The sequence below is a fragment of the Streptomyces coelicoflavus genome (assembly GCF_045041415.1).
Taxonomy (GTDB): domain Bacteria; phylum Actinomycetota; class Actinomycetes; order Streptomycetales; family Streptomycetaceae; genus Streptomyces; species Streptomyces coelicoflavus.
Map to the genome: position 1 here is coordinate 2488757 of NZ_CP108218.1, position 24167 is coordinate 2512923.

The 24167-nt window shown below is 70.9% G+C and carries 24 protein-coding genes, 1 pseudogene and 1 riboswitch; of the genes and pseudogenes, 7 read left to right on the forward strand and 18 right to left on the reverse strand.

The genetic code is table 11. From position 1 onward, the window contains the following. Positions 1–15 precede the first annotated feature (15 nt). Positions 16–753: a TioE family transcriptional regulator gene (locus OHA99_RS10795; protein WP_165687216.1), complete on the reverse strand. Its 738-nt coding sequence runs from the start codon at positions 751–753 to the stop codon at positions 16–18. A 58-nt stretch (positions 754–811) separates the two neighbouring features. On the opposite strand from OHA99_RS10795, the gene OHA99_RS10800 reads away from it, so the two are divergent. Beyond that, positions 812–2014, forward strand: a complete 1203-nt coding sequence (locus OHA99_RS10800) for an erythromycin esterase family protein (protein WP_366473797.1) — start codon at positions 812–814, stop codon at positions 2012–2014. 10 nt (positions 2015–2024) lie between these two features. Here OHA99_RS10800 and OHA99_RS10805 read toward each other — a convergent pair whose 3' ends face one another. The 9 genes from OHA99_RS10805 to OHA99_RS10845 all read right to left on the reverse strand — a co-directional run bounded on the left by OHA99_RS10805 (position 2025) and on the right by OHA99_RS10845 (position 12079). Further along, positions 2025–2684 carry a trimeric intracellular cation channel family protein gene (locus OHA99_RS10805; RefSeq protein WP_087789472.1) on the reverse strand — a complete coding sequence of 220 codons (660 nt, stop codon included), beginning with the start codon at positions 2682–2684 and terminating at the stop codon, positions 2025–2027. Between the two features lie 78 nt (positions 2685–2762). Further along, on the reverse strand, positions 2763–4106 hold the full coding sequence (locus OHA99_RS10810) for a dipeptide ABC transporter ATP-binding protein (RefSeq protein ID WP_366473822.1): 1344 nt from the start codon (positions 4104–4106) through the stop codon (positions 2763–2765). A 47-nt stretch (positions 4107–4153) separates the two neighbouring features. Then, positions 4154–5251: an ABC transporter ATP-binding protein gene (locus OHA99_RS10815; protein ID WP_007444819.1), complete on the reverse strand. Its 1098-nt coding sequence runs from the start codon at positions 5249–5251 to the stop codon at positions 4154–4156. Continuing rightward, a complete protein-coding gene (locus OHA99_RS10820; RefSeq protein ID WP_153177836.1) occupies positions 5248–6246 on the reverse strand; it encodes an ABC transporter permease in 999 nt (332 codons plus the stop codon). The genes OHA99_RS10815 and OHA99_RS10820 overlap by 4 nt, the downstream gene beginning before the upstream one ends. A 108-nt stretch (positions 6247–6354) precedes the next feature. Further along, the gene (locus tag OHA99_RS10825) at positions 6355–8157 is read right to left on the reverse strand and encodes an ABC transporter substrate-binding protein (protein ID WP_153177837.1); all 1803 of its coding nucleotides are present in this window, start codon (positions 8155–8157) and stop codon (positions 6355–6357) included. Positions 8158–8227: 70 nt separating this feature from the next. Continuing rightward, complete coding sequence (locus OHA99_RS10830) at positions 8228–9235, reverse strand: ABC transporter permease (RefSeq protein ID WP_153177838.1); 1008 nt, start codon at positions 9233–9235, stop codon at positions 8228–8230. 312 nt (positions 9236–9547) lie between these two features. After that, positions 9548–10345: an enhanced serine sensitivity protein SseB C-terminal domain-containing protein gene (locus OHA99_RS10835; protein WP_087789474.1), complete on the reverse strand. Its 798-nt coding sequence runs from the start codon at positions 10343–10345 to the stop codon at positions 9548–9550. A gap of 193 nt (positions 10346–10538) precedes the next feature. Continuing rightward, on the reverse strand, positions 10539–11306 hold the full coding sequence (locus OHA99_RS10840; protein ID WP_153177839.1) for an enhanced serine sensitivity protein SseB: 768 nt from the start codon (positions 11304–11306) through the stop codon (positions 10539–10541). Positions 11307–11410: 104 nt separating this feature from the next. Next, positions 11411–12079, reverse strand: coding sequence for an AAA family ATPase (locus OHA99_RS10845; RefSeq protein ID WP_153177840.1), 669 nt, complete (start codon positions 12077–12079; stop codon positions 11411–11413). Between the two features lie 177 nt (positions 12080–12256). After that, positions 12257–12350, forward strand: a riboswitch (glycine riboswitch). 155 nt (positions 12351–12505) lie between these two features. Here OHA99_RS10845 and gcvT point away from each other — a divergent pair. The 4 genes from gcvT (at position 12506) to OHA99_RS10865 (ending at position 16922) form a co-directional block, all read left to right on the forward strand. Beyond that, positions 12506–13639 (forward strand): glycine cleavage system aminomethyltransferase GcvT, encoded by a 1134-nt coding sequence (gcvT, locus tag OHA99_RS10850; protein WP_405695524.1) that lies wholly within the window; start codon positions 12506–12508, stop codon positions 13637–13639. A 160-nt stretch (positions 13640–13799) separates the two neighbouring features. After that, a complete protein-coding gene (gcvH, locus tag OHA99_RS10855; protein WP_115744317.1) occupies positions 13800–14177 on the forward strand; it encodes a glycine cleavage system protein GcvH in 378 nt (125 codons plus the stop codon). Between the two features lie 14 nt (positions 14178–14191). Continuing rightward, positions 14192–15454: a serine hydroxymethyltransferase gene (glyA, locus tag OHA99_RS10860; protein WP_003973528.1), complete on the forward strand. Its 1263-nt coding sequence runs from the start codon at positions 14192–14194 to the stop codon at positions 15452–15454. A 100-nt stretch (positions 15455–15554) separates the two neighbouring features. After that, positions 15555–16922 carry an L-serine ammonia-lyase gene (locus tag OHA99_RS10865; protein WP_164383159.1) on the forward strand — a complete coding sequence of 456 codons (1368 nt, stop codon included), beginning with the start codon at positions 15555–15557 and terminating at the stop codon, positions 16920–16922. A gap of 71 nt (positions 16923–16993) precedes the next feature. Here OHA99_RS10865 and OHA99_RS10870 read toward each other — a convergent pair whose 3' ends face one another. After that, entirely contained in the window at positions 16994–17521 is a 528-nt protein-coding gene (locus OHA99_RS10870; protein ID WP_007444805.1) for a hypothetical protein, read from the reverse strand. A gap of 138 nt (positions 17522–17659) precedes the next feature. Continuing rightward, complete coding sequence (locus OHA99_RS10875; RefSeq protein ID WP_054102043.1) at positions 17660–18394, reverse strand: D-Ala-D-Ala carboxypeptidase family metallohydrolase; 735 nt, start codon at positions 18392–18394, stop codon at positions 17660–17662. A 179-nt stretch (positions 18395–18573) separates the two neighbouring features. Here OHA99_RS10875 and OHA99_RS10880 point away from each other — a divergent pair, with 179 nt between their 5' ends. After that, positions 18574–19131, forward strand: coding sequence for a glycoside hydrolase family 25 protein (locus OHA99_RS10880; protein WP_007444786.1), 558 nt, complete (start codon positions 18574–18576; stop codon positions 19129–19131). An 8-nt stretch (positions 19132–19139) separates the two neighbouring features. Here OHA99_RS10880 and OHA99_RS10885 read toward each other — a convergent pair. The 3 genes and pseudogenes from OHA99_RS10885 to OHA99_RS10895 all read right to left on the reverse strand — a co-directional run. Next, a pseudogene (locus tag OHA99_RS10885) lies at positions 19140–19820 on the reverse strand (NADPH-dependent F420 reductase); the annotation flags it as partial. A 153-nt stretch (positions 19821–19973) separates the two neighbouring features. After that, positions 19974–20186 (reverse strand): EF-hand domain-containing protein, encoded by a 213-nt coding sequence (locus OHA99_RS10890; RefSeq protein WP_003973534.1) that lies wholly within the window; start codon positions 20184–20186, stop codon positions 19974–19976. A 48-nt stretch (positions 20187–20234) separates the two neighbouring features. After that, positions 20235–21149, reverse strand: a complete 915-nt coding sequence (locus OHA99_RS10895) for a MerR family transcriptional regulator (protein ID WP_405695528.1) — start codon at positions 21147–21149, stop codon at positions 20235–20237. 48 nt (positions 21150–21197) lie between these two features. On the opposite strand from OHA99_RS10895, the gene OHA99_RS10900 reads away from it, so the two are divergent. Then, positions 21198–21839 (forward strand): GNAT family N-acetyltransferase, encoded by a 642-nt coding sequence (locus OHA99_RS10900; RefSeq protein ID WP_405695530.1) that lies wholly within the window; start codon positions 21198–21200, stop codon positions 21837–21839. Between the two features lie 16 nt (positions 21840–21855). Here the strand turns inward: OHA99_RS10900 and OHA99_RS10905 are convergent, their stop codons facing one another. The 3 genes from OHA99_RS10905 to OHA99_RS10915 form a co-directional block, all read right to left on the reverse strand. Continuing rightward, positions 21856–22470 carry an ADP-ribosyltransferase gene (locus OHA99_RS10905; protein ID WP_405695532.1) on the reverse strand — a complete coding sequence of 205 codons (615 nt, stop codon included), beginning with the start codon at positions 22468–22470 and terminating at the stop codon, positions 21856–21858. 106 nt (positions 22471–22576) lie between these two features. Then, complete coding sequence (locus tag OHA99_RS10910) at positions 22577–23080, reverse strand: ATP-binding protein (RefSeq protein WP_007444694.1); 504 nt, start codon at positions 23078–23080, stop codon at positions 22577–22579. A 306-nt stretch (positions 23081–23386) separates the two neighbouring features. Continuing rightward, entirely contained in the window at positions 23387–24154 is a 768-nt protein-coding gene (locus OHA99_RS10915) for an enoyl-CoA hydratase/isomerase family protein (RefSeq protein WP_007444693.1), read from the reverse strand. Positions 24155–24167 lie beyond the last annotated feature (13 nt).

The window sequence follows — 24167 nt, forward strand, 5'->3', positions numbered from 1 at the left end:
CCGCTCCCCTTTCCCCTACCGCCCCCTCTCCCGTTCCCGTGCGCGCAGATACGCCTCCAGTTCCGCCGCCCCGGTCACCATCGCCCGGCCGCGGGCGGAGACGCGGTCGCGCCACTCGCACAGGGCGGCCTCCAGCGGCTCCACTCCCCCGGCCGACCGCACCCGGTCGAGGACGGACGCGATCCGCTCCAGCGGATACCCGCCCCGCCTGAGCTGGTGGGCGAGGCGGACGTCCCGCACGTCCGCCTCGTCGTAGCGGCGGTACCCGGTCACCGGGTCGCGCCGGGGGCGCACCAGTCCGGCGCGCTCCCACTTGCGCAGGGTCGCGGGCCGGATGCCCAGCTCCGCCGCGAGCGCGCCGATGAACCCGCCGGCCGCCGCGGGAGCGTCCCCGGCGGCCTCGGGCACCAGGTCGCGCAGTGCCGCCTCCACGGCCTCCAGCGTCCGCCGGTCGTCGAGCAGCCGGGCGTGGCTCTCGTCGATCAGCCGGAGCGCCGCGTCCACGGCGTCCTCGTTCACGCCCCGCAGCACCGAGGCCGCCGTCCCGTGGCCGTGACCCGCCGCCAGGGCGAGGAACGCGTCCAGGGCGCGGGCGTGCAGCGTGGTGTAGACGCGGTAGCCGTGAGCGGTGCGCCCGGCGGCCGGGAGGATGCCGGCCGCCTCGTAGTTCCTGACCGCCTGCGCCGACAGACCGTGCGCGCGGGCCAGGTCGACCGGCCTGAGCCGACCCCCGCTTTGAGGGTTGACGACCAAAGGTCCCACTCTCTCACGCCAGAGTTTCAACCGAGGGTTCAACGATACCGTTGAAGCCATGGCCGAACGCATCCAGGACATCGCCCATCCCCTCGACGCGACCGCCCTCATGCGGCTGCTGCCGGCCCCGCCCCGGCTGCTCGCCCTGGGCGAGCCCACCCACGGCGAGGACGCTCTCCTCGACGTGCGCAACGACGTCTTCCGGCAACTCGTCGAACAGCACGGCTACCGGACGATCACGATCGAGAGCGACTGCCTGAGGGGCCTGGTCGTGGACGACTACGTCACCCGGGGCACCGGCACCCTCGACGAGGTCATGGAGCGCGGGTTCAGCCACCCCTGGGGCCCGAGCGCGCCCAACCGGGAGCTGGTGCGCTGGATGCGCGCGTACAACGAGGGCCGGCCCGCACACGAGCGGATCCGCTTCGCCGGTTTCGACGGCCCCCTGGAGATCACCGGGGCCGCGAGCCCGCGGCAGGCGCTCACCGCGCTCCACGGCTTCCTCTCGGCCCTGGTGGACCCGGCCCTCCTTCCCTGCGACGCGGACACCCTGGACCGGCTGCTCGGCGCCGACGACCGGTGGACCGAGCCCGGGGCGATGACGGACGCCGCGCGGTCCGTGGGGCGGTCGGCCGAGGCCGGGGAGCTGCGGACGGTCGCCGCCGACCTGGTGTCGCTGCTGGACGAGCAGACGCCGCACCTGCTCGCCTCCGCCGCACGGGACGACTGGGAGCGGGCGCGGCTGTACGGACGGACCGCCACCGGACTGCTGACCTACCACTACTGGATGGCCGAAGCCTCCCCGGCCCGCATGACCCGGATGCTGGGCGTGCGCGACCGGATGATGGCCGCCAACCTGCTCGCGCTCGCCGAGCGGGGGCCGGCCTTCGTGCACGCCCACAACTCCCACCTCCAGCGCGAGAAGAGCTCGATGCGGATGTGGCAGGGCCGGCTGGAGTGGTGGAGCGCGGGCGCCCTGGTCGGCGCCCGGCTCGGCGGGGAGTACGCCTTCGTGGCCACGGCGCTCGGCACGATCCGGCACGAGGGGGTGGACACCCCGCCGCCGGACACCGTCGAGGGGCTGCTGTACGACCTCCCGGACGGCCCCCGCGTCCTCGACCCCGCGCTGCTGGCCGGCGCCCTGGGCGACCCGCGGCCCGCACCCCGCGTCTCGGCCTGGTTCGGTTACGCCCCGCTCGACCCCGGCCACCTGGACACGGTCGACGGCCTCGTCTTCGTCAAGGACATGCCGCGCCCCTGAGCGCTCCGTCTCAGTCCCCCTCCACCACCGTCGACCGGCGGTTCCAGGCGCGCGGTGCCCGCCAGTGGTAGCGCAGGGCGAGCAGCCGCAGGACGAAGGCCGTGACGACCGCCAGTCCGCTGGTGAAGGGGGTGAGCGCCTCGTAGCGGATGCACAGGGCGACCATCGTGGAACCGACGATGGCGGGGACGGCGTACAGGTCGCGGTCCCAGCGCAGCAGTGACGGCACCTCGTTGGCGAGCACGTCGCGCAGGACGCCGCCGCCGACCGCCGTGGTCAGGCCCAGGCAGGCCGAGGCGGTGAGGCCGAGGCCGTAGTCGTACGCCTTGGTGGTGCCGGCGACGCAGAACAGGCCGAGGCCCGCCGCGTCGAAGATGTTCACGCCGGTCTGGAGACGCTCCACGTGGGGGTGGAGGAAGAAGACCAGCAGCGTCGCGAGCAGCGGCGTGAGGAAGTACCCGAGGTCGGTGAAGGCGGCGGGCGGCACCGCGCCGATCACCAGGTCCCGGAACAGCCCGCCGCCCAGCGCGGTGACCTCGGCGAGGACGGCGATGCCGAAGACGTCGAAGTTCTTGCGTACGGCCAGCAGCGCGCCGGAGATGGCGAAGACGAAGATCCCGACCAGGTCGAGCGTGTGCTGGACGGTGGGGCTGAAGAGTTGCTCGTACACCCTTCCATTCTTACCTGCCAGCGAGCCCCCGCCTTACAAATGAAGGCAGGGGCTCGTTGACAGTGCGGGTGAGTGAGGTCACTTCCCCTTGGCGGGAGGCTCCTCGTCGGCGCTCCCGGAGTCGCTCCCGTCGGCGCTCCCGGAATCGCTCCCGGCGCCGTCGCCGGCGTTCTCGCCGTCGTCGGCACCCTCGGCGGCGGGCTCGTCGCCGCCGTCCGACGCGGTGTCCGCCGAGGACTCGGCCTCGACCTCCGCGGCCACCGCCGCCGAGGTCGCCGCCGACTCCGCCAGGGCGTCCTCCGACACCAGCTCCGCCGCCTCCTTGGCGGCGGTGAGCAGGACGACGTCCTGCGGGGCCTGGTCCTCGAAGTTCTCCGGGTGGTGGCAGGCGACCTGCTGGCCCGGCCGCAGCTCCTTCAGCGGCGGCTCGGTGGTGGTGCAGATCTGCGTCGCCTTCCAGCACCGGGTGTGGAAGCGGCAGCCGCTCGGCGGGGAGATCGGCGAGGGTACGTCGCCCTTGAGCAGGATGCGCTCGCTCTTGGCACCGCGCCGTGCCGGGTCCGGGATCGGGACGGCCGACATCAGCGCCTTGGTGTACGGGTGCATCGGCGACTTGTAGAGCAGGTCGCGGTCGGCCAGCTCCATGATCTTGCCGAGGTACATCACCGCGATGCGGTCCGACACGTGCCGCACGACGGACAGGTCGTGCGCGATGATCACGTACGTCAGGCCCAGCTCGTCCTGGAGGTCGTCGAGCAGGTTGACGACCTGTGCCTGGATGGACACGTCGAGCGCGGAGACCGGCTCGTCGGCCACGACCAGCCGCGGGTTGAGCGCGAGCGCGCGGGCGATGCCGATGCGCTGGCGCTGGCCGCCGGAGAACTCGTGCGGGTAGCGGTTGTAGTGCTCGGGGTTGAGACCGACCACCGACAGCAGCCGCTGGACCTCCTTCTTGACCCCGCCCTCGGGCTGGACGCCCTGGAGCTTGAAGGGGGCGCTGACGATCGTGCCGATGGTGTGGCGCGGGTTCAGCGAGGAGTACGGGTCCTGGAAGATCATCTGCACGTCGCGGCGCAGCGGACGCATGCCGCCGACCCCGAGGTGGGTGATGTCCTTGCCCTGGAACTCGACCTTGCCCGCGGTCGGCTCCAGGAGCCGGGTGATGAGCCGGCCCATGGTCGACTTGCCGCAGCCGGACTCGCCCACGACGCCCAGCGTCTCACCGGAGCGGACCTCGAAGTCGATGCCGTCGACGGCGCGGACCGCGCCGACCTGGCGCTGCAGCAGGCCCTTCTTGATCGGGAAGTGCTTCTGCAGCCCGGTCACCTTGAGCAGGGTCTCGCCGGGGGCCGCACCCTTGGTGAGGGTGGCGGTCCCGGCGGACTTGCCCTCGGTGCCGTCGCTCTGCGCGGGGATGGCCACGGCTTCGTCCTTGGCCTTGCCCTTGGTTTCGTCCTTGGCTTCGTCGCTCACAGCTTCGGCGCAATCTCTTCGGTCCAGATACGCTCCCGCTGCTCCTGCGACATGTGGCAGGCGGCCCAGTGCTTGCTGCCGACCTCGGTCAGCTCGGGGCGGACCGTGCGGGTGACGTCGTCCTTGGGCACGTCGGCGTACGGGCAGCGCGGGTTGAAGGCGCAGCCGGACGGGAGGTTGATGAGGGAGGGCGGCGAGCCCTTGACCGGGATGAGGCGTTCCTGCTGGTCGCGGTCGAGCCGCGGCATCGAGCCGAGCAGACCCCAGGTGTAGGGGTGCCGCGGCTCGTAGAACACCTTCTCCGCCGGACCGCGCTCCACGCACCGGCCGCCGTACATCACCAGGAGGTCGTCGGCCAGCTCGGCGACGACGCCCAGGTCGTGGGTGATGACGATGACCGCGGAGCCGAACTCCTTCTGGAGGTCCCGGATGAGGTCGAGGATCTGCGCCTGGACGGTGACGTCCAGGGCGGTGGTCGGCTCGTCCGCGATGAGCAGCTCGGGGTTGTTGACCAGCGACATCGCGATCATCGCGCGCTGGCGCATACCGCCGGAGAACTCGTGCGGGTAGCTGTCCACCCGCTTGTCCGGCTGCGGGATGCCGACGCGGTCGAGCATCTCCACCGCGCGGCGCTTGGCGGTCTTCTTGTCCACCTTGTGGTGGATGCGGTACGCCTCCACGATCTGCTGGCCGATCGTGTAGTACGGGTGCAGCGCGGACAGCGGGTCCTGGAAGATCATCGCCATCTCCCGGCCGCGCAGCTTGCGCACGTGGTCGGGGTCGGCGGACAGCAGCTCGGTGCCGTCCAGCCAGATCTCGCCGGAGATCCGCGCCTTGCGCTTGCCGTACTGGCCGGCGGTGTGCAGGCCCATGATGCCGAGCGAGGTCACCGACTTGCCGGAGCCGGACTCGCCCACGATGCCGAGGGTCTTGCCCTTCTCCAGCTGGAAGGAGAGCCCGTCGACGGACTTGACGAGACCGTCGTCGGTCGGGAAGTGGACCTTGAGGTCGCGTACTTCCAGGAAGGCGGTCGGCGCGGGCGAGGTGCCGGTGGGCTCGCCCACCGCTGCCCCGCTCTTGCTCAGTTCGGTCATGCGAGCCTCACTCGGGGGTCGATCACGGCGTACAGGATGTCCACCACGAGGTTGGCGATCAGCACCGCGAGAGAAGTGATCAGGACGACGCCCAGGATGAAGGGCAGGTCGTGGTTCTTGATCGCGTCCAGCACCTTCTGGCCGAGGCCGGGGAGACTGAACGTGGTCTCGGTCAGGATGGCGCCGCCCATCAGGGCGCCGAGGTCCATGCCGAGCATGGTGAGCAGGGGGGTCAGGGTCGACCGCATCGCGTGCTTGCTGATGACGACCTGTTCCTTGAGGCCCTTGGCCCGCGCGGTGCGGATGTAGTCCTCGCCGAGGATCTCCAGCATGGTGGCGCGGGTGATCCGGGCGTACATCGCGGCGTACAGGAAGGCCAGCGTGATCCACGGCAGGATCATGCCGCCGAACCAGCCGCTGAGGCTGTCCTCGAGCGGTACGAACTCACCGTCGATCCAGCCGAGGCCGTAGGAGAAGATCGCCAGGCTGAGCAGACCGGTGAAGTAGATGGGGAGGGAGACACCCGCCAGGGCGACGACCATCGCGCCGCGGTCCCACAGCGTGCCGCGCTTGAGGGCGGAGAGCACACCGGCGGCCACGCCGAAGATCAGCCACAGCACGGCGGCGCCGAGCGCGAGAGCCAGGGTCACCGGGAAACGCTCGGTCAGCACCGGCCACACGGACTGCTCGGTCTTGAAGGAGTAACCGAAGCAGGGCGCGGTGCAGTGGGTCACGTCGCCGCCGGCCGCGTAGGTACGGCCCGCGAAGATTCCCTTGAAGAACTCCCAGGCCTGCACGAGCACCGGGTCGCCCAGACCCAGCTTCTCCCGCACACCCTCGACGGCGGCGGGGTCCGCCTGCTTGCCGACGAAGTTCAGGGCGATGTCGACCCCGGCCCACTTGGGGACGAGGAAGAAGATGCAGAAGACCACCAGGATGATGACCACGAGCATCACTGCGGCGGCGAACAGCCGCCTGATGAGGTAAGCGAGCACGGGTTGCGGCCCGCTGCGTCCCGCGGGCCGCCGGAGATTGTCCGGCGGCCCGCGGTCACGCCGCGCCGGCCTTCACCTGCCTTTCGTGCCGTACGGCGGGTGTACCGGTTACTTCTTGGGGTTCTTCAGGCCGATGTTCACGAAGTCGTACATACCGCTGTAGGCGTCGGTGGTGTACAGGTTCGCGATGTTGCTGGAGCGCCAGTTGATGAACTTCTCGAAGACGAAGGGCAGGTAGTAGCCGCCCTCCATCACCTTGTGGTTGATCTCCGTGGCGATCTTCTCCTTGCCCGCGTCGTCCTTCGCGGTCAGGTAGTCGGCGAAGAGACCGTCGATCTTCGGGTCGTCGATCATCGCGAAGTTGTTGTTCGCGCTGTCGAGGATGTAGTCGCTGTGCCACAGCGGCAGACCGTAGCCCTGCACGGACGGGAAGTCCGGGCCCCAGCCCATGATGATGATGCCGTAGCCCTTCTTCTTCACGTTCGTGGGGCTACCGATGACGCTGGCGTACTGCGAGCCGTCGTACTGGTCGATCTCGACGTTGATGCCGACCTTCTTCAGCGAGGCCTGGAGGGACTCGGCGGTGGCGACCTCGACCGGCTTGTTGTTGCGGACCGCGATGGTGGTCTTGAAGCCGTTCGGCTTGCCGCAGGCCTTCAGCTCTTCCTTGGCCTTCTCGACGTTGCCGTTCTTGTTGGCACCGGCCATCTCGTACGGGTCGTACTTCTGGCCCTCGGAGCCCGGGACGGCGGGCGGCAGCATGTTGGTGCCGATGTCACCGCCGGCGACCGGGCCGCCGCGCGCGGTCTGCAGGGAGACGTGGTCGGCCCCGTAGAGCACGGCCTTGCGGCAGTGGATGTCGTTGAACGGCGCCACGTTCTGCGGGAACGCGGCGTACCGGATGTAACCCGAGACCGGGTTGTCCAGGTTCTCCTTGTGCTCCTTCAGCGCCGTGGTACGACCCTGCGGGGACAGACCGGTCTGGGCCAGGTCGATGTCGTAGTCGCCGGCGATGAGGCGGGCGTCCAGGTCGTTGGCGTTGGTGAAGAACTTGATCGTGATCTTGTCCGGGTACGCCTTGCGGACCGGGTCCGAGCTCTGCTTCCACTCGGTGTTGCGGACCAGGGTCAGGTCCTTGCCCGGGTTGTACGACTCGAACTTGTACGGGCCGGAGGAGAACGGGTGCAGGCCGTACTTGGACTTGGTGTCCTTGTCCTGGCGGACCGGGGACGCCGAGGTCAGCGCGAGCATCTCCTCGAAGTCCGAGTTGGCCTGCGGCAGGTGGAAGACGATCGTCTTGTCGTCCGGCGTCTCGATCGCCTTCAGACCCAGCTTGTCCGCGGACTTGTCCTTGTACGGGCCCTTGTACTCGTCCTTGGGGTCGAGCACCTCCTTGAGGTACGTCGGACCGCCGGACAGCACGTCCTGCGCCCAGACGCGCTCGATGCCGTACTTGACGTCCTTGGAGGTGATCGGCTTGCCGTCCTCCCAGGTGATGCCGTCACGCAGGGTGTACGTGTAGGTCTTGCCGTCTTCCGAGACCTTGGCGACGTCGGTCGCGAGGTCGGGGGTGACCTCGGCGCCCGTCTTGCCCGGCTCCGTCTTGTTCGTGACGAGCTGGCGGCTGTAGTAGCGGGAGAAGTTCCACATGAAGCCGTAGTAGCCACGCGTGGTGTCCCACGAGTCGGCGTCCTGCGTGCTGGCGAACTTCAGCGTCCCGCCCTTCTTGGCCTCGGAGGCCTGGGCGACCTTGTTGTTGGCGGCGTTGAAGCCGGCCGCGCCGTTCTTCGAACCGCTGCCGCCGTCGTCGTCGCCGCCGCCGCCGCACGCCGCCGTGGTCAGCAGCGCGGCGACCACTGCGGCAGCGGCCAAAGCCTGCTTGCGCCGCCCTGAGGTGCGTTGGGTAGTCACGATCTCGGATCCTCCGGATTAGATGAGAGACCCCGTGCAGGTGCCACGGGTCGCCTTGCGGTACGGCAGGTCAGCGGGAGCCCTTCGGGTCCAACGCGTCGCGCACGCCGTCACCGAAGAGGTTGAAGGCAAGAACGGTGATGAAGATCGCCACACCGGGGACCACCATGTACATGGGGTCCGACTTGTAGTAGTCGATCGCGCTCGAGAGCATCTGCCCCCAGGACGACGTGGGCGGCTTGACGCCCACGCCCAGGAAGCTGAGCGCCGCCTCGGTGAGGATGTTGGTGGGGATCATCATCGTCGTGTAGACGATGATCGGCGCCACCAGGTTGGGCAGCAGCTCCTTGAACAGGATGTAGAACCGTCCGGCCCCCAGCGACCTGGCCGCCTCGACGTACTCCCGTTCACGCATCGAGAGGGTCTGGCCGCGGACCACGCGGCCGATGTAGGGCCAGCCGAAGAAGCCGATGACCACGATCATCATGAGCAGGCGCACGCCCGTGCCGCTCAGTCCGAGCATGTTGTCCGGCATGACCGAGACCAGGGCGATGATGAAGAGCAGCTGCGGGAAGGCCAGCAGGCCGTCCATGATCCGGCAGATGAGGGAGTCGACCCAGCCGCCGAAGAAACCCGCGAGGACACCGAGGACGGTGCCGAGGATCACGGCGACCATGGCGGACAGGAAGCCCACCAGGAGGGAGATCCGTGCGCCGTGGACGATGCGGGCGAAGATGTCGCGGCCGTTGACCGGCTCCACACCGAGCCAGTGGTCGCCGCTGACACCGCCCAGGGAACCCGTGGGGGTGCCGAACAGCGGGTCGATCATGTCCTCGTTGTACGCGTTGGGCTCCTGCCCGTACAGCGAGGTGATCAGCGGAGCCAGCACGGCGATCACGATGAGGACCAGCACCACGATGCCGCCCGCGAGGGCCAGCCTGTCCCTCTTCAGGCGCTCCCAGGCGATCCGGCCCAGGGAGCGCCCTTGTACCGACTTGGCCTCGGCGCCGGCGACCGCCGCTTCCTCTGCCGCACTCGGGGCCGCTTCCGCGGTCGGCTCGTGCAATGGTGCCGTCATCTGGCAGGGACCCCTCTCAACCGGCGGTAGCCGGCCCGCACTTGCCGCTGTAGCGGCGTGATCAGTCCGTCGTACACAGGGGCGAGCATCCACCCCTTGTTGCGGGAGTCTTCAACGCTTTGGCGATCTGTAGCCAGAGCTGACGGGGAATGGATGCGCAACCGTGATGCTGTTTGAGGTGTTCCGTTATCCGGACAGTGGGTAACGGGGGCCGGACAGGGGCGAGTTGGGACATCCGGGACATGGGGGCGCTTTGCGCCGTCATCTACGCGCGAAGATGCTCTCTGTCGGCCCCGTCGGGCGGCCCGGCCGTCAGTACCGGCTACCGGCCGGAGGGTATCCGTACCCGCCCGCCGGCGCCTGGGCGGGGGCGGCCGCGTGGGCCTCTCGGTCGTAGAACGGGCGGGCGCCGGCGCGCAGCCACAGGGCGACCGGGTCGTGCGTGTCGGTCATCGCCACGGTCGACACCGGCAGCCCGTCGGGCACCGCGCCGATGGACTGCTGCATCATCGCGCGCACCGCGTCGACGGCCGGCGGGGAGGTGTCGTACACGTCCAGGCCGATGGCGAGATACGGCGCCCCCAGCGCCGGCTGCACCCAGGCGCGGCGCAGCGCGCGGACCGCCGGGGTGCGGTGGGCGTTCTGCGCGAGCAGGGCGTAGAACTGGGGGATCTCGATGGCCGGTTCGGACAGGCGCAGGGGCCCGGCGGGCTGGCGGTCCAGGCCGGAGGCGATGCGGCGCAGGTCGAGCCAGGGAATGCCGACGCCGCCGCCGGGGGCGTGCGGGTTGAGCCACAGGCCGTAGTGGTCCGGGTAGAGCGCGCGGGCCACCTCCAGGCCGTCGACCACCTCGTACGACCGGTTCCAGCCGCTGGCGGACAGCTCCTGGGCGGAGGTCACGCAGGGCGCGTAGCCGTAGCCCTCGACCTCCATGTTTCCGTACTGGGCGTCCGGGGAGCCGGCCTGTCCGTGCCACAGCAGCATCCAGACCTGGCCGGAAGTGGGGGTGGCGAGGGCGCGCAGCAGGGCCTCGTAGGCGTCGTAGCGCCCGGGCGTCACCTGGCGCAGCATGTGCTCGACCTGTCCGGTCGTGGTGCCGCTGACGCTCACGCGTATCGCCCCTTCGAGAAGTTCCCCCGGTGTTGGGTCCAGCTTAAGGCTCCGCCGGGTGCGGGGGGCTATGAGCTCGGGGTGTGCTGTTGCCGTGCGTCTGCGGCGCCGCTGTGGCTGGTCGCGCCCGCGCGGCGGAGCCGCAGATGTCGCAGCCCCGCGCCCCTGAAGGGGCGCTCAGCCTGCCCGGCGCTTACAAGTCCCGGTCGTAGAAGGGCCTGACCTTCTCCCGCATCCAGTCGCAGACGGGGTCCTGGGCCGCCTCCAGGAGGACCAGGTTGACCGGGTGGTGCAGGGGGGCCTTGGTCAGGGCGCGGCCGAGGGCTTCCAGGGGGAGGGCTTGGGCGTCGCCCTCCCAGTGGGTCAGCTCGACGCCGATGTACAGGACCGGGTCGGCGGTCTCGACGGCGGCCAGGCAGCGGCGCGCGCTGCGGACCACGCCGGTGGCGGCGAACTCGGCGGAGGCGGCGGCCAGGAAGTCCACCGGGTCGTCCTGCCAGTCCGGCTCGAAGAGGCGGACCCGGCCGCCGGACGCGGGGCCGTCCAGCGGGGTGCGTCCGGCCCGGCACAGTTCGGCCACGGCGGGCGGCGGCAGCGGGATGCCGACCACGCCCTCCGGGTTCACCGCGAGGCCGACCTGCGGGGGCAGACCGCGGGCGAACTCCGCGGCGGGGGCGACGGTGTACGCCATGTGCGCGCCCGCGACCTGGCGGAGCTGCTCCTCGGAGCTGAACACCGGTACGTAGGCCTGGCCCTCGATCTCCAGCGACGGCAGGTCGAGGGGGCCGCTGTGCGGGCCGCCGCCGTTGGGCAGGGGTATCCACAGGAAGCTGCGGCCGAGGACCTCCACGATCCGGCCGCCGGCCGCCGGGACGCCGAGGGAGGCGGACAGCACCTCCTCCAGCTCGTTGCCGGGCCACCCGCCGTGCGGATGGGGGTGCGCCTGTGCCGGGAAGTCCATCTGCCTACCTACCGCCTGCCTGGTACCGCTGTTCACGGCCGTTTCGTGGCCGCCGCTTCGTGGCTGAAAGGCTAACCCGTTCGACCCCGGTGCCCTACCGTGCGTCACCCGGTGAAGGCGATCCGGCGGAGGGTGTCGGCCGCCGCCCGGTCGAGGACCACCGCCGAGGCGCAGCCGGCGGGCAGGGTGCCCCCGGTCACCGCGCGCAGCAGGCGGGAGTTGGCCGCGCGGTGCCGCAGGAACGCGTACCGCGACACGCCCCGGCCGCGCTCGCGCTGGCCGGCCAGGGCCTCGTCGGGAGCGACGTCGAGGAGCAGCAGGTGCAGGGTGCCGCCCCGGCGGCGGGCCTCGCGGGCCAGCCAGCCGCGCACCCAGGCCTGGGTGCCGCAGTCGTGCACGACGACGCCCTCGCCGGAGCGCACCGCGCGGCGCAGTCCGGCGTAGTGGGCGAGGCGGACCAGGGGGCGGTAGAGCGCGTACGGCAGGAGGCGCGGCATGCGGCGGTCCCAGCGGTCGCGGGTGTCCTGGGAGTCGAGGCGCGCGCCGCGCACGGTGCGCCGCATCAGCGTGGACTTGCCGCTGCCGGGCAGGCCGGTGATCACCACCAGGTCCCGGGGTCCGAAGAGCAGGGCGTGCGGGCTGTGGCCGTCGCGGTCCCTGAGGTCGCGGACGACGGGTGCGGTCAGTGGGGCGCAGGCCTCCGGGGCCGGGGCGGCGGGCTGCTTGGGCAGCGCGAGTCCCGAGGTCGTGGCGTACGCCGTGGTCCTGTTCACCGTGATCGTCCTCCCCTGGGGCGGTACACGAGTACCTCCCCGTCGAGTGTAAAGAGAAGGTAATGCGCAGGTCTCGCGTTTTCGTTCGCTTACTGCCACAAGCCGGTTACAGATCACGGTCTGCCATGGATCGACCCGGCGTGCAATGATGGCGGCGCCAACTGCATACCGGCCGTTTGAATCCGCGCGGGAGAGTCCCCGGCCGCGCCGGGGCGCCGAAGGAGCAAGTCCCTCCCTTGAATCTCTCAGGCCCCGTTACCGCGCGGGCGAGGCACATCTGAAAAGCGGACCGCCCCCGACGGCGGTCCCACCCAAGGTGCAAGCCCTGATCGCCGTACTCCGGTGGCCGTGGCGAACCTCTCAGGTTCCGATGACAGATGGGGAGGACCGACCTCGCCACGTCCTGTCATGGGAGACGACCGACCGATGAGCAGTACCGAACCGCGCCGTACCGCGCTCGACGCCACGCATCGCGCCCTGGGCGCGACGATGACCGACTTCGCCGGCTGGGACATGCCCCTGCGCTACGGCTCCGAGCGCGAGGAGCACGTCGCGGTGCGCACCCGCGCCGGTCTCTTCGACCTCTCGCACATGGGCGAGATCACCGTCACCGGCCCGCAGGCGGCCGAGCTGCTGAACTTCGCGCTGGTCGGCAACATCGGCACCGTGAAGCCGGGCCGGGCCCGCTACACCATGATCTGCCGCGAGGACGGCGGCATCCTGGACGACCTGATCGTCTACCGGCTCGACGACACCGCGGCCGTGTCTGCTCACTACATGGTGGTCGCCAACGCCTCCAACGCCCAGGTCGTGCTGGACGCGCTGACCGGGCGGGCGGGCGGCTTCGACGCCGAGGTGCGCGACGACCGCGACGCCTACGCGCTGCTCGCCGTGCAGGGCCCGGAGTCCCCGGGCATCCTCGCGTCGCTCACCGACGCCGACCTGGACGGCCTGAAGTACTACGCCGGTCTGCCCGGCACGGTCGCCGGCGTCCCGGCGCTGATCGCGCGTACCGGCTACACCGGCGAGGACGGCTTCGAGCTGTTCGTGAAGCCGGAGCACGCCGTCGAGCTGTGGCAGGCGCTCACCAAGGCGGGCGAGGGCGCGGGACTGGTCCCGTGCGGCCTGTCCTGCCGGGACACGCTCCGCCTGGAGGCGGGCATGCCGCTGTACGGCAACGAGCTGTCGACCGCGCTGACGCCGTTCGACGCCGGTCTGGGCCGGGTGGTGAAGTTCGAGAAGGAGGGCGACTTCGTCGGGCGCGCCGCGCTGACCGAGGCCGCCGAGCGCGCCGCTTCGGAGCCTCCCCGCGTCCTGGTCGGCCTGGTCGCCGGGGGCCGCCGGGTCCCGCGCGCCGGGTACCCGGTCGTCGCGGGCGGCGAGGTGATCGGCGAGGTCACCTCGGGCGCTCCGTCCCCGACGCTGGGCAAGCCGATCGCCATGGCGTACGTCGACCCGGCGCACGCGGCCCCCGGCACCGAGGGCGTCGGCGTGGACATCCGGGGCAGTCACGAACCGTACGAGGTCGTGGCGCTGCCGTTCTACAAGCGCCAGAAGTAGACACTGGGCGGCACCGGCCCCCGGTGTCCCCGGCGGTGTCGGCCCCCGGTGCCCCCGGCGGCACCGGCCGCCTGTGTCCCCGGCGGCGTCGGCCCGTGTGACGTACCGCCCCACCACCCCCTTCACCAGCCACTTCCTCGCGTACAGGAGAATTCAGGCCATGAGCAACCCCCAGCAGCTGCGCTACAGCAAGGAGCACGAGTGGCTGTCGGGCGCCGAGGACGGCGTCTCGACGGTCGGCATCACGGAGCACGCGGCCAACGCGCTCGGTGACGTCGTCTTCGTGCAGCTTCCCGAGGTCGGCGACACGGTGACCGCGGGCGAGACCTGCGGCGAACTGGAGTCGACCAAGTCGGTCTCCGACCTGTACTCCCCCGTCTCCGGCGAGATCGCCGAGGTCAACGAGGACGTCGTCAACGACCCGTCGCTGGTGAACAGCGCCCCCTTCGAGGGCGGCTGGCTGTTCAAGGTGAAGGTCACGGACGAGCCCGCCGACCTGCTCTCCGCCGACGAGTACACCGCCTTCGCCGGCGCCTGAGGAGTCACGATCGCATGTCGCTTCTGAACACACCCCTGCACGAGCTGGACCCGGACGTCGCCGCCGCCGTCGACGCCGAGCTGGACCGCCAGCAGTCCACCCTCGAGATGATCGCCTCCGAGAACTTCGCCCCGGTCGCGGTCATGGAGGCCCAGGGCTCGGTCCTCACCAACAAGTACGCCGAGGGCTACCCCGGCCGCCGCTACTACGGCGGCTGCGAGCACGTCGACGTGGTCGAGCAGATCGCCATCGACCGGGTCAAGGCGCTCTTCGGCGCCGAGCACGCCAACGTGCAGCCGCACTCGGGCGCCCAGGCCAACGCGGCCGCGATGTTCGCGCTGCTCAAGCCCGGCGACACGATCATGGGTCTGAACCTCGCCCACGGCGGGCACCTGACCCACGGCATGAAGATCAACTTCTCCGGCAAGCTCTACAACGTCGTCCCCTACCACGTCGGCGACGACGGCCAGGTCGACATGGCCGAGGTGGAGCGCCTGGCCAAGGAGACCAAGCCGAAGCTGATCGTGGCGGGCTGGTCCGCCTACCCGCGGCAGCTGGACTTCGCCGCGTTCCGCAAGGTCGCGGACGAGGTCGGCGCGTACCTGATGGTCGACATGGCGCACTTCGCCGGTCTGGTCGCGGCGGGCCTGCACCCGAACCCGGTCCCGCACGCCCACGTCGTCACCACGACCACCCACAAGACGCTGGGCGGTCCGCGCGGCGGTGTGATCCTCTCCACGGCCGAGCTGGCCAAGAAGATCAACTCCGCCGTCTTCCCCGGTCAGCAGGGTGGCCCGCTGGAGCACGTGGTGGCCGCCAAGGCCGTCGCCTTCAAGGTCGCCGCGAGCGAGGACTTCAAGGAGCGCCAGGGCCGTACGCTGGAGGGTGCCCGCATCCTGGCCGAGCGCCTGGTGCGGGACGACGCGAAGGCGGCGGGCGTCTCCGTCCTGACCGGCGGCACGGACGTCCACCTGGTCCTGGTGGACCTGCGCGACTCCGAGCTGGACGGGCAGCAGGCCGAGGACCGTCTCCACGAGGTCGGCATCACGGTCAACCGCAACGCCGTCCCGAACGACCCGCGTCCGCCGATGGTGACCTCCGGTCTGCGCATCGGTACGCCGGCCCTGGCGACCCGCGGCTTCACCGCCGAGGACTTCGCCGAGGTCGCGGACGTGATCGCCGAGGCGCTGAAGCCGTCCTACGACGCGGAGGCCCTCAAGGCCCGGGTGAAGACCCTGGCCGACAAGCACCCGCTGTACCCGGGTCTGAACAAGTAGACACCGCTCCCGGGGGGTGGGGCGCCGCATCCGCCACAAGCGGCCGGGCGCCCCGCCCCTCGGCACCCCCTCCGCACCACCCCCGTTCTGAGGAGTCCCCGTGGCCATCTCGGTCTTCGACCTGTTCTCGATCGGCATCGGCCCGTCGAGCTCGCACACGGTCGGCCCGATGCGCGCGGCCCGCATGTTCGCCCGCCGCCTGCGCAACGAGGAGCTGCTGGACTCCGTCGCCTCGGTCCGCGCCGAGCTGTACGGCTCCCTCGGCGCCACCGGCCACGGCCACGGCACCCCCAAGGCGGTGCTGCTCGGCCTGGAGGGCGACTCGCCCCGCACGGTGGACGTGGAGACGGCCGACGACCGCGTCGAGAAGATCAAATCCTCCGGCCGCATCAGCCTCCTCGGCGACCACGAGATCGCCTTCTCCTACGACGACGACATGGTCCTGCACCGCCGCAAGGCCCTCCCCTACCACGCCAACGGCATGACGCTGTGGGCGTACGACGCCGAGGGCGCCGAGGTGCTGACCAAGACGTACTACTCGGTCGGCGGCGGCTTCGTCGTCGACGAGGACGCGGTCGGCGCCGACCGCATAGTCCTCGACGACACCGTCCTGAAGTACCCCTTCCGCACCGGCGACGAGCTGCTGCGCCTGACCCGCGAGACGGGCCTGTCCATCTCCGCCCTGATGCTGGAGAACGAGCGTGCCTGGCGCGACGAGGACGAGATCCGCGAGGGCCTGCTGGAGATCTGGCGGGTGATGCAGGCCTGCGTCGAGCGCGGCATGACCCGCGAGGGAATCCTGCCGGGCGGCCTGAAGGTCCGCCGCCGCGCCGCCAACACCGCGCGCAAGCTGCGCTCCGAGGGCGACCCGCAGGCCCTGGCCATGGAGTGGATCACGCTCTACGCGATGGCCGTGAACGAGGAGAACGCCGCCGGCGGCCGGGTCGTCACCGCCCCGACCAACGGCGCGGCCGGCATCATCCCCGCGGTCCTGCACTACTACGTGAACTTCGTCCCCGGCGCCGACGAGGACGGCGTGGTCCGCTTCCTCCTCGCCGCCGGCGCCATCGGCATGCTCTTCAAGGAGAACGCCTCCATCTCCGGCGCCGAGGTCGGCTGCCAGGGCGAGGTCGGCTCCGCCTGCTCGATGGCGGCCGGCGCTCTCGCCGAGGTCCTGGGCGGCTCCCCGGAGCAGGTGGAGAACGCCGCCGAGATCGGCATGGAGCACAACCTCGGCCTCACCTGCGACCCGGTCGGCGGCCTCGTCCAGATCCCCTGCATCGAGCGCAACGGCATGGCCGCGGTCAAGGCCGTCACGGCGGCCCGGATGGCGATGCGCGGCGACGGCTCCCACAAGGTCTCCCTCGACAAGGTCATCAAGACCATGAAGGAGACCGGCGCCGACATGTCGGTCAAGTACAAGGAGACGGCCCGGGGCGGGCTGGCGGTCAACATCATCGAGTGCTGACCGAGTGACCCGGAGGGCCGTGTGACCCGCGCGGCCGGGCGGGGCGGGCCTCCGGGTCCGCCCCGCGTCGGTCAGGCCACGCCCCAGGCGGTGGTGATCAGGTCGGTCGTGCGGGAGTCGTCGAAGACGCGGATGCGGATGTCGGCGCCCTCCCGCACGTTGCTGCCGAGGCTGTTGACGGAGTAGTCCACCACCTTGTCGGTGCCCGGCGGGTGGTAGAGGTTCCAGCCGGTGAGCCCGTGGCCGTCGTGGTTGTCGACGGCCACGTGGACGTAGATGCCGTCGCCGTCGTTCTTGGTGTCGTACACCCAGATCTTGTTGCCGTAGGGGTGGAACTCCACCTTGCCGATGAACCAGCCGTCGTCGGAGAGCTCGATCTTCACGGCCTTGCCGCCCGCGTCGTGCTTGAAGTAGGTGCCGTCGAACGGGTCGCCGAGGCTGCCCCCGCTGCACGGGCAGCCGTCCGTGTCCCGGTGGATGATCGTCGCCGACGGATCGGGGCTGTAGGCCTGCGCGGGTGCCGCGCCTCCCAGGACCGCGACGGCCGCCATCGCCGCCCCCGCGGCGAGGCCGGCCGCCGCCTTGCTCCTCGAACTCATCGCACTCCTCCCGTTGCCGGACCCCGGCAGGGCGCCGTGGCCCGGTGCGTGCCGCCGGCCGGAGCGCCGGCGGCACGAGCGATTGTCAACGGGAGGCGAACGGAGCGGAACCTGGAAGTTTCGAGGGTCGCCGGTGGATCAGATGCCGCAGTTGGGGGCCGACCAGTACGGCGACGGGTCGAAGGCCACGTGGGTGTGGTCGTTGTGGCCGGGGTAGCCCGGGCCGAGGATCTCCGAGAAGCCGTGGGTCCTGGCCTGCTGGGCGAGCCGGCAGAAGCTGGGCGAGCCGGTCAGGTCGGCGGCGTCGCCGTAGAGGTGGCGGCTGGTGGACGAGCCGCCGACGGCGCTGTTGCAGGCGCGGGAGCGGAAGCCGCTGGAGATGGTGATCGGCACGTCGCCGAGGGCGTGCCGCATCGCCTCCAGCTTCCACATGGTCTTCAGCGCGTTCGACTTGGCGGTGGCGGCGGAGACCGCGCCGCCCGACCAGTCGGAGTTGCACTTGTTGAGCTCCGCGTAGGTGAAGTGGACCGGCGTGCAGTCCGCGTCCTGGAGGGCGTAGATCTTGCTGAAGGTCGCGGGGCCCGCGACGCCGTCCGCGGCCAGTCCGTAGGCGGACTGGAACTTCTTGACGGCGGCGGCGGTGCGGGCGCCGTACTGGCCGTCGTAGGAGAGCCGTTCGCCCGAGGTGACCCAGCCGGCGACGCGGATCTGGAGCTGCGTCACGTCGCTGCCGGAGGAGCCCTGGGAGAGGGTGCGGTTCCAGCTGTAGCAGGAGTCGGCGTGCGCGGTGCCGGCGGTGGCACCGAGACCGACCACCGCACCAGCCATGAGCATGACAAATGAGAGAAGGAGTCGTGACACGCGTCTGAACATCCCGGCCTCCCGACCGTCGAGTCGTCCGTGAACCGGAGCCCAGCGTGGGGCACCGCGCTACGCGCGTCAATGGCGCCCGGAAGAAGGGAAGTCGACATTTCCGCTTCGCGTGGGGATCGCCCGTGTCATCGTGGGGAATAACCAACTCCCGTCCCCCCACAGCCTCTCAGGGAGGCCCCATGCTGCGTGGCATCGATGTCAGCGCCTACCAGTCCTCCAGCTACGACACGGACGGCCTGTCCTTCGTCTTCGTCAAGGCGACGGAAGGCCGTTCGTACGTCAACCCGAAACTCGCGGCCCAGACCGAGCGGGCCCGCGACGCCGGACTGGTCGTCGGCTTCTACCACTTCCTGTGGCCGGGCAACCTCACCGCCCAGGCCGAGTACTTCGTCTCCAAGGCCCCGGACCGCAAGGGCGACATCCTCGCCGTCGACTGGGAGACCACAGGAGAGGGCACCCGTGCGAGCAACGCCGAGAAGGACAGCTTCATCAAGAAGGTGAAGGCGCTGCGGCCGGACAACCGGGTCGTCCTCTACGCGAACCGGAATTTCTGGCTGAACGTCGACACCACCTCGTACGCCGGTGACGGGCTCTGGATCGCCGACTACGTCTCGGCGGGCAAGCCGCGCATCCAGGCGAAGTGGCGCTTCCACCAGTACACCGACGACCCGGTCGACACCAACGTGGCGGACTTCGCCAGCAAGGCCGCGCTGAAGGAGTGGGCCCGGAGCGCCTGAGGGCGGGGTCAGCCCCGGAAGGCCGCGGGCCGCTCCGGGGACGCCTCCGCCAGCGCCTTGGTGACGCCGTCGACGCCCTCACGCAGGCCGTAGACCGGGGTGTCCGGCTGCTGGCGCCAGGAGTCGTCGATGCCGCCGGCGTCGACGGTGTCGAAGCCCAGCTCGTCGATCAGGGCGCGGACCTTCGCCTTGGCCGCCGCGTCGTCGCCGGCCACCGGGAGCGCCATGCGGTCGGGTGCGCCGGCCGGACGGGGGCGGTCGAGGATGTCCTGGGCGTAGGTGCCGTTGAAAGCCTTGATCACCGGGTGGCCGAGGTGTCCTTCGGTCCAGCGGCTCTCGGTGAGGCCCTCGTCCTCGATGCCCGCGATCCTGCCGTCCCGCTGCTGCGGGTAGTAGTTGCCGGTGTCGATGACCGCGACGCCCTCGGCCGCGCCGTCCAGGACGCCGGACGGCAGGTCCGGGACCCGCTTCAGCGGGATGGTGACGACCACGATCTCGGCGCCCCGCGCCGCCTGCTCCACCGGTACCGGGGTGGCGCCGGTCTCCTCGGCCAGCGCGGTCAGCGTCTGCGGACCGCGCGAGTTGGCGACCGAGACGTCGTGTCCGAGGGCGGTGAGCCGCCGGGTGAGGTTGCCGCCGATGTTGCCCGCGCCGATGATGCCGATCTTCATGATGCTGACTCGCCTGGCCCTTCGGAGGTCGTGTCCTGCTCGTGAGCACCAGCAACCTCCGAGCCGGGCGGGCTATTCCGCCGCCGTCCGGCCTTCACTCCCCCGCAGCAACGTGCCCGGACGGCGAAGGGGCGCCCGCCGGGTGACCGACGGGCGCCCCTCACCGTGTCGTCACTTGTTCAGGTGGGCCCAGAACTCGTCGAACGACAGCTGCTTGTCGCCGTCGAGGTCGCGGCCGGCGATGATCGCCTCGGCCACCGACTCGGTGACGTTCCAGTCGCCGCCCTGGGCGAGCGCGGTCTTGAACTCGGCCGCGGTGATGAGGCCGTCACCGTCCGTGTCGATCCGCTCGAACTGCTTGCGTGCTTCCTCGATGTCGGCCACCGGTCCGCCCCTCGTTCCGTGCATTGGGTCCATCTGACGCAGGTCAGATTATCCGGCCGTCCGAGCGCCCAGCGCGGCGACCACCCAGCCGAACCGCTCCTGGTGGTCCGACGGCGGCTCGAGGCCGTTCACGATCGCCGACAACTCCCGGTAGCGGGCGAGCCCGACATTGGTCACCGCGGTGAGGCGTTCGAGTACGACGGCCGGGTCGGCGTCGCCGATCAGCTCGCGCACGATGTCGTCGGCCCGCGGCGAGTCCGGTGCCACGCCGTCGCGCAGCGCCTCACCGGCGAGCCGGACCAGGCGGCTCACGAACCAGAGCGAGGAGCTCGTGGGCACGTCCGCTCCCCGGTCCGCGGCGTTGAACTCGATCATCCGGCGCATCGTGACCCGGAACTCCGGGTCCTGGATCAGTTCGGCCAGCTCCACCCAGGCGTCCACCTGCTCCGAGGTGGGGTGGTCGGGCAGGTCGGCCGCGGCGAAGCGCAGGCGGGTGCGGATGTCGGGGTCGCCGGGGTCGATGCCGGCGAAGACCTCGGCCATGAAGTCCTCGATGATCCGGCGGCGTTCGGTGGTGGACAGGCGTGCCAGCTTGTTCATCAGTGTCATCTCCTCGGCGGTCGAGCCGCGTCGCGCCACGGTCGACAGCACCGCCCGGGTCACCCGCAGTGCGCCGATCTGTGCGTCCAGGGCGCTCACGTGCGCCGCCGCGACCTGCGCGACCGTCGTCTCGCCGGCCAGCACGCGGCGTACGTCGTCCAGCCCGAGGCCCAGTTCGCGCAGGGTGCGGATCAGCTCCAGCCGGGCGGCGGACGCGGCGTCGTAGAGCCGGTAGCCGCTCGCGGAGCGGGCGTGCGGGGGCAGGGCGCCCTCGTCGGACCAGTAGCGGATGGTGCGTACCGGGAGTCCGGTGGTGCGCGCCAGTTCGCCGATGGTCATGAGGCCGGTGCCGTCGTCGGTCATGTCTGGGAGTCTGTGCCTTCCAGTGGCTGGAGACTCAAGGAGCGCGGTGTGGCGGAGAGCCTGCGGGACATTCTGGACGCGGCGGCGCGGGGTGTGTTCCCGCCGGCGGACGGCGGGACGAGCGTCGTGCCGCAGCACGGCGGGCGGGACGCGGGGGTCGTCGCCTTCACGGCGCACTCGGTCGTCTTCACCGACGAGGTGGACGAGGGGTGGGTGCACAAGACGCTGGGGTCGCTGGGGTGCGATCCGCTGGCCGCGACGATGAACGCCCGGTTTCTGACGGCCTTCGGGGAGCGCACCGGGCGGGTGACGGACACCATCGACGTGCTGCTGACCGGTGCGCCGCTGCCCGGGCGTCCGGAGGTGGCGTTGGAGGAGGTGGCCGATCCCGGGCATCCCCGGGTGATCGCGGCCCGGCGGCGGCGCGACGGGGTGCGGGTGTGGGCGGCGGACGGCGGGGTGCTGGTGCTGGGCCGCGGGGTCGGCGGGCGGCTGGAGGTCGCCGTGGAGGTGGCGGAGGGCGCCCGGCACCGGGGGCTGGGGCGGCTGCTGGTGACGGCGGCGCGGCAGCTGGCCGGGGGTGAGCCGGTGTGGGCGCAGGTGTCGGCGGGGAACGCCCGCAGTCTGCGGGCGTTCCAGGCGGCGGGTTACCGGCCCGTGGGGTCGGAGGCGCTGTTCCTGCGCCCCTGAGCCGGGGCGACCGGTGTCAGTGCCAGGGCTGGTAGTGCGGGTTGCTCTCGCAGTCGCTCATGATCTCGGTCTTGGTCTGCCGGTCGACGGGGCAGACGCCGATGATGTACTTCCGCTGGATGCCGCCGGGGAAGGCGACCTCGACCTGGTCGGCCCACTTGTGGGTGTCGCCGATGGTCTTGTTGACGTCGATGCCGCCGGGGGCGTCGATGTAGTAGTTGTAGCCGGACTTGTACCAGGTCTTGTAGAGGTCGTGGTCGTAGGTCGTCGAGACGAACGGCGAGGGCTGGTTGACCAGGACGTACTTCTCGACGTCGTACTGGCCGTTCTCGACGTCCCTGGCGTGGAAGCCCTCTTCGAAGACGACCTGGGGGCCGCGGCTGTCGCTGCGGTAGAGGGTGCCGCAGGTGGTGCGCCAGACCGGCTCGGGGGTGATGCGGTCGACGTCGACGCCGCGGTCGGCGGCGGCCTTGGTCTTGTCGTCGAACTGGGGGCAGGCCGGGGCCGCCTTGGCGGGGGCCGCCGCGGGGGCGGGGGCGGCGCCGGGGGCCGTGGCGGCGGTGGTGGCGAGGACGGCGCAGAGCGACAGGACGGCGGCGGCGGTCCGGCGGCGCAGACGTGTGGTGATCATGCGGATACGATCCCGGCTGCGGAGCGGGACGTTCCGGATTCTCACCCGTAGGTGGCGTGTCCGTCGAACCGGGTTGATTTCAGCGGCAGATGGCGGGAGCGGGTCCTCAGCGGTCCACGACGCGCATCTCGAACCAGGTCGTCTTGCCGCGCGGCAGCAGGTCCACGCCCCACCGGTCGGACAGCTTGTCGACGAGGAAGAGGCCGCGCCCGCTGATGTCCGTCTCCTGCACCGGCATCAGGCAGGGCAGCCCACGGGACGGGTCGCGGACCTCGACCCGGATCCAGCCGGGGCGGCGGCGCATCTGGAGGCCGAAGACGCGGGCGCCGGTGTGGCGTACGGCGTTGCCGACCAGCTCGGAGACGAGCAGGACGGTGTCCTCCGTGACCTTGGGGCCGAGTTTCCACTGGCGCAGGGCGACGACCTGGGCCAGCCGGCGGGCGGTGGCGGCGGACTCGGGGCGGGAGGGTAACGGAACTTCGCGCTCCGTCGGGTTGCCGAACAGTTCCAGCGCCTTGAGTGCGCGCTCGTCCTCGACCGCCGGCGACCAGCGCGCCGCGGTCGCACGTCCGGCTCCCCGCGGCTGTTCCGTACCATCCAGCCCCGCCATGCCCCCATCATGGCCGCCTTCCGGGGGCTCCGGGGCCGTTCCCGGGGAACAGGCCCCCGCCGGGACCGGGTGGGCCGACGGTCGATCGGCATATGCCACAGGCAGTTCAGGGCCCGAAACAGACCCACTGACCTGCGGGAACGACTCGGCCGGAGACAAGCGACGGACTCCCTCGACAAGGCGCGCTTAATGGTGCGTTAAGGCTGCCATAAACCGCCCCATCGAGGGACCCGGATCAGACATCGCGTCAATTGCAAGAGGGACGACGCGACTTCGGAGGCGACGCGCACCTTCCCCGGGGAGTGTTCAGAGGAACTTCGCCTTGCCGGGGCCCTCTTCCACGAAGCTGCGCATCCCGCGCTCGCGGTCCTCCGTGGCGAACAGTCCGGCGAACCAGTTCCGCTCCACGGCGAGCCCGGTCTCGATGTCCGTCTCCAGACCCGTGTCGATCGCCTCCTTCGCCGCGCGCAGTGCGATGGCGGGGCCCTTGGCGAGCCGTGCGGCCCAGGCGTGGGCCTGCTCGTAGACCTCGGCGGCCGGGACCACCCGGTCCACCAGACCAAGCGCCAGCGCCTCGTCGGCCCGCACCTGGCGGCCGGTGAAGATCAGGTCCTTGGCCTTGGAGGGGCCGATCAGCCGGGACAGCCGCTGGGTGCCGCCCGCGCCGGGGATCAGCCCGAGCAGGATCTCGGGCTGGCCCAGCTTGGCGTTCTCCCCCGCGATACGGAAGTCGGCGCAGAGGGCGAGTTCGCAGCCGCCGCCCAGCGCGTAGCCGGTGACGGCCGCGACCACCGGCTTGGGGATGCGGGCCACCGCCGTGAAGGAGTCCTGAAGGGCGCGGGACCGCGCGATCATCGCCGCGTGGTCCATCACCTGCATCTCCTTGATGTCCGCGCCCGCCGCGAACACCTTCTCGCCACCGTGGATCACCACGGCGCGTACGTCGTCGCGCCGGGTGACCTCCTCGGCCAGCTCCTTCAGCCGGTCCTGGGTGGCGACGTCCAGCGCGTTCATGGGCGGGCGGTCCAGGCGCAGCGTTCCGACGCCGTCCGCGACTTCGAGGTTAACGGTCATGCCCCGCAGGTTA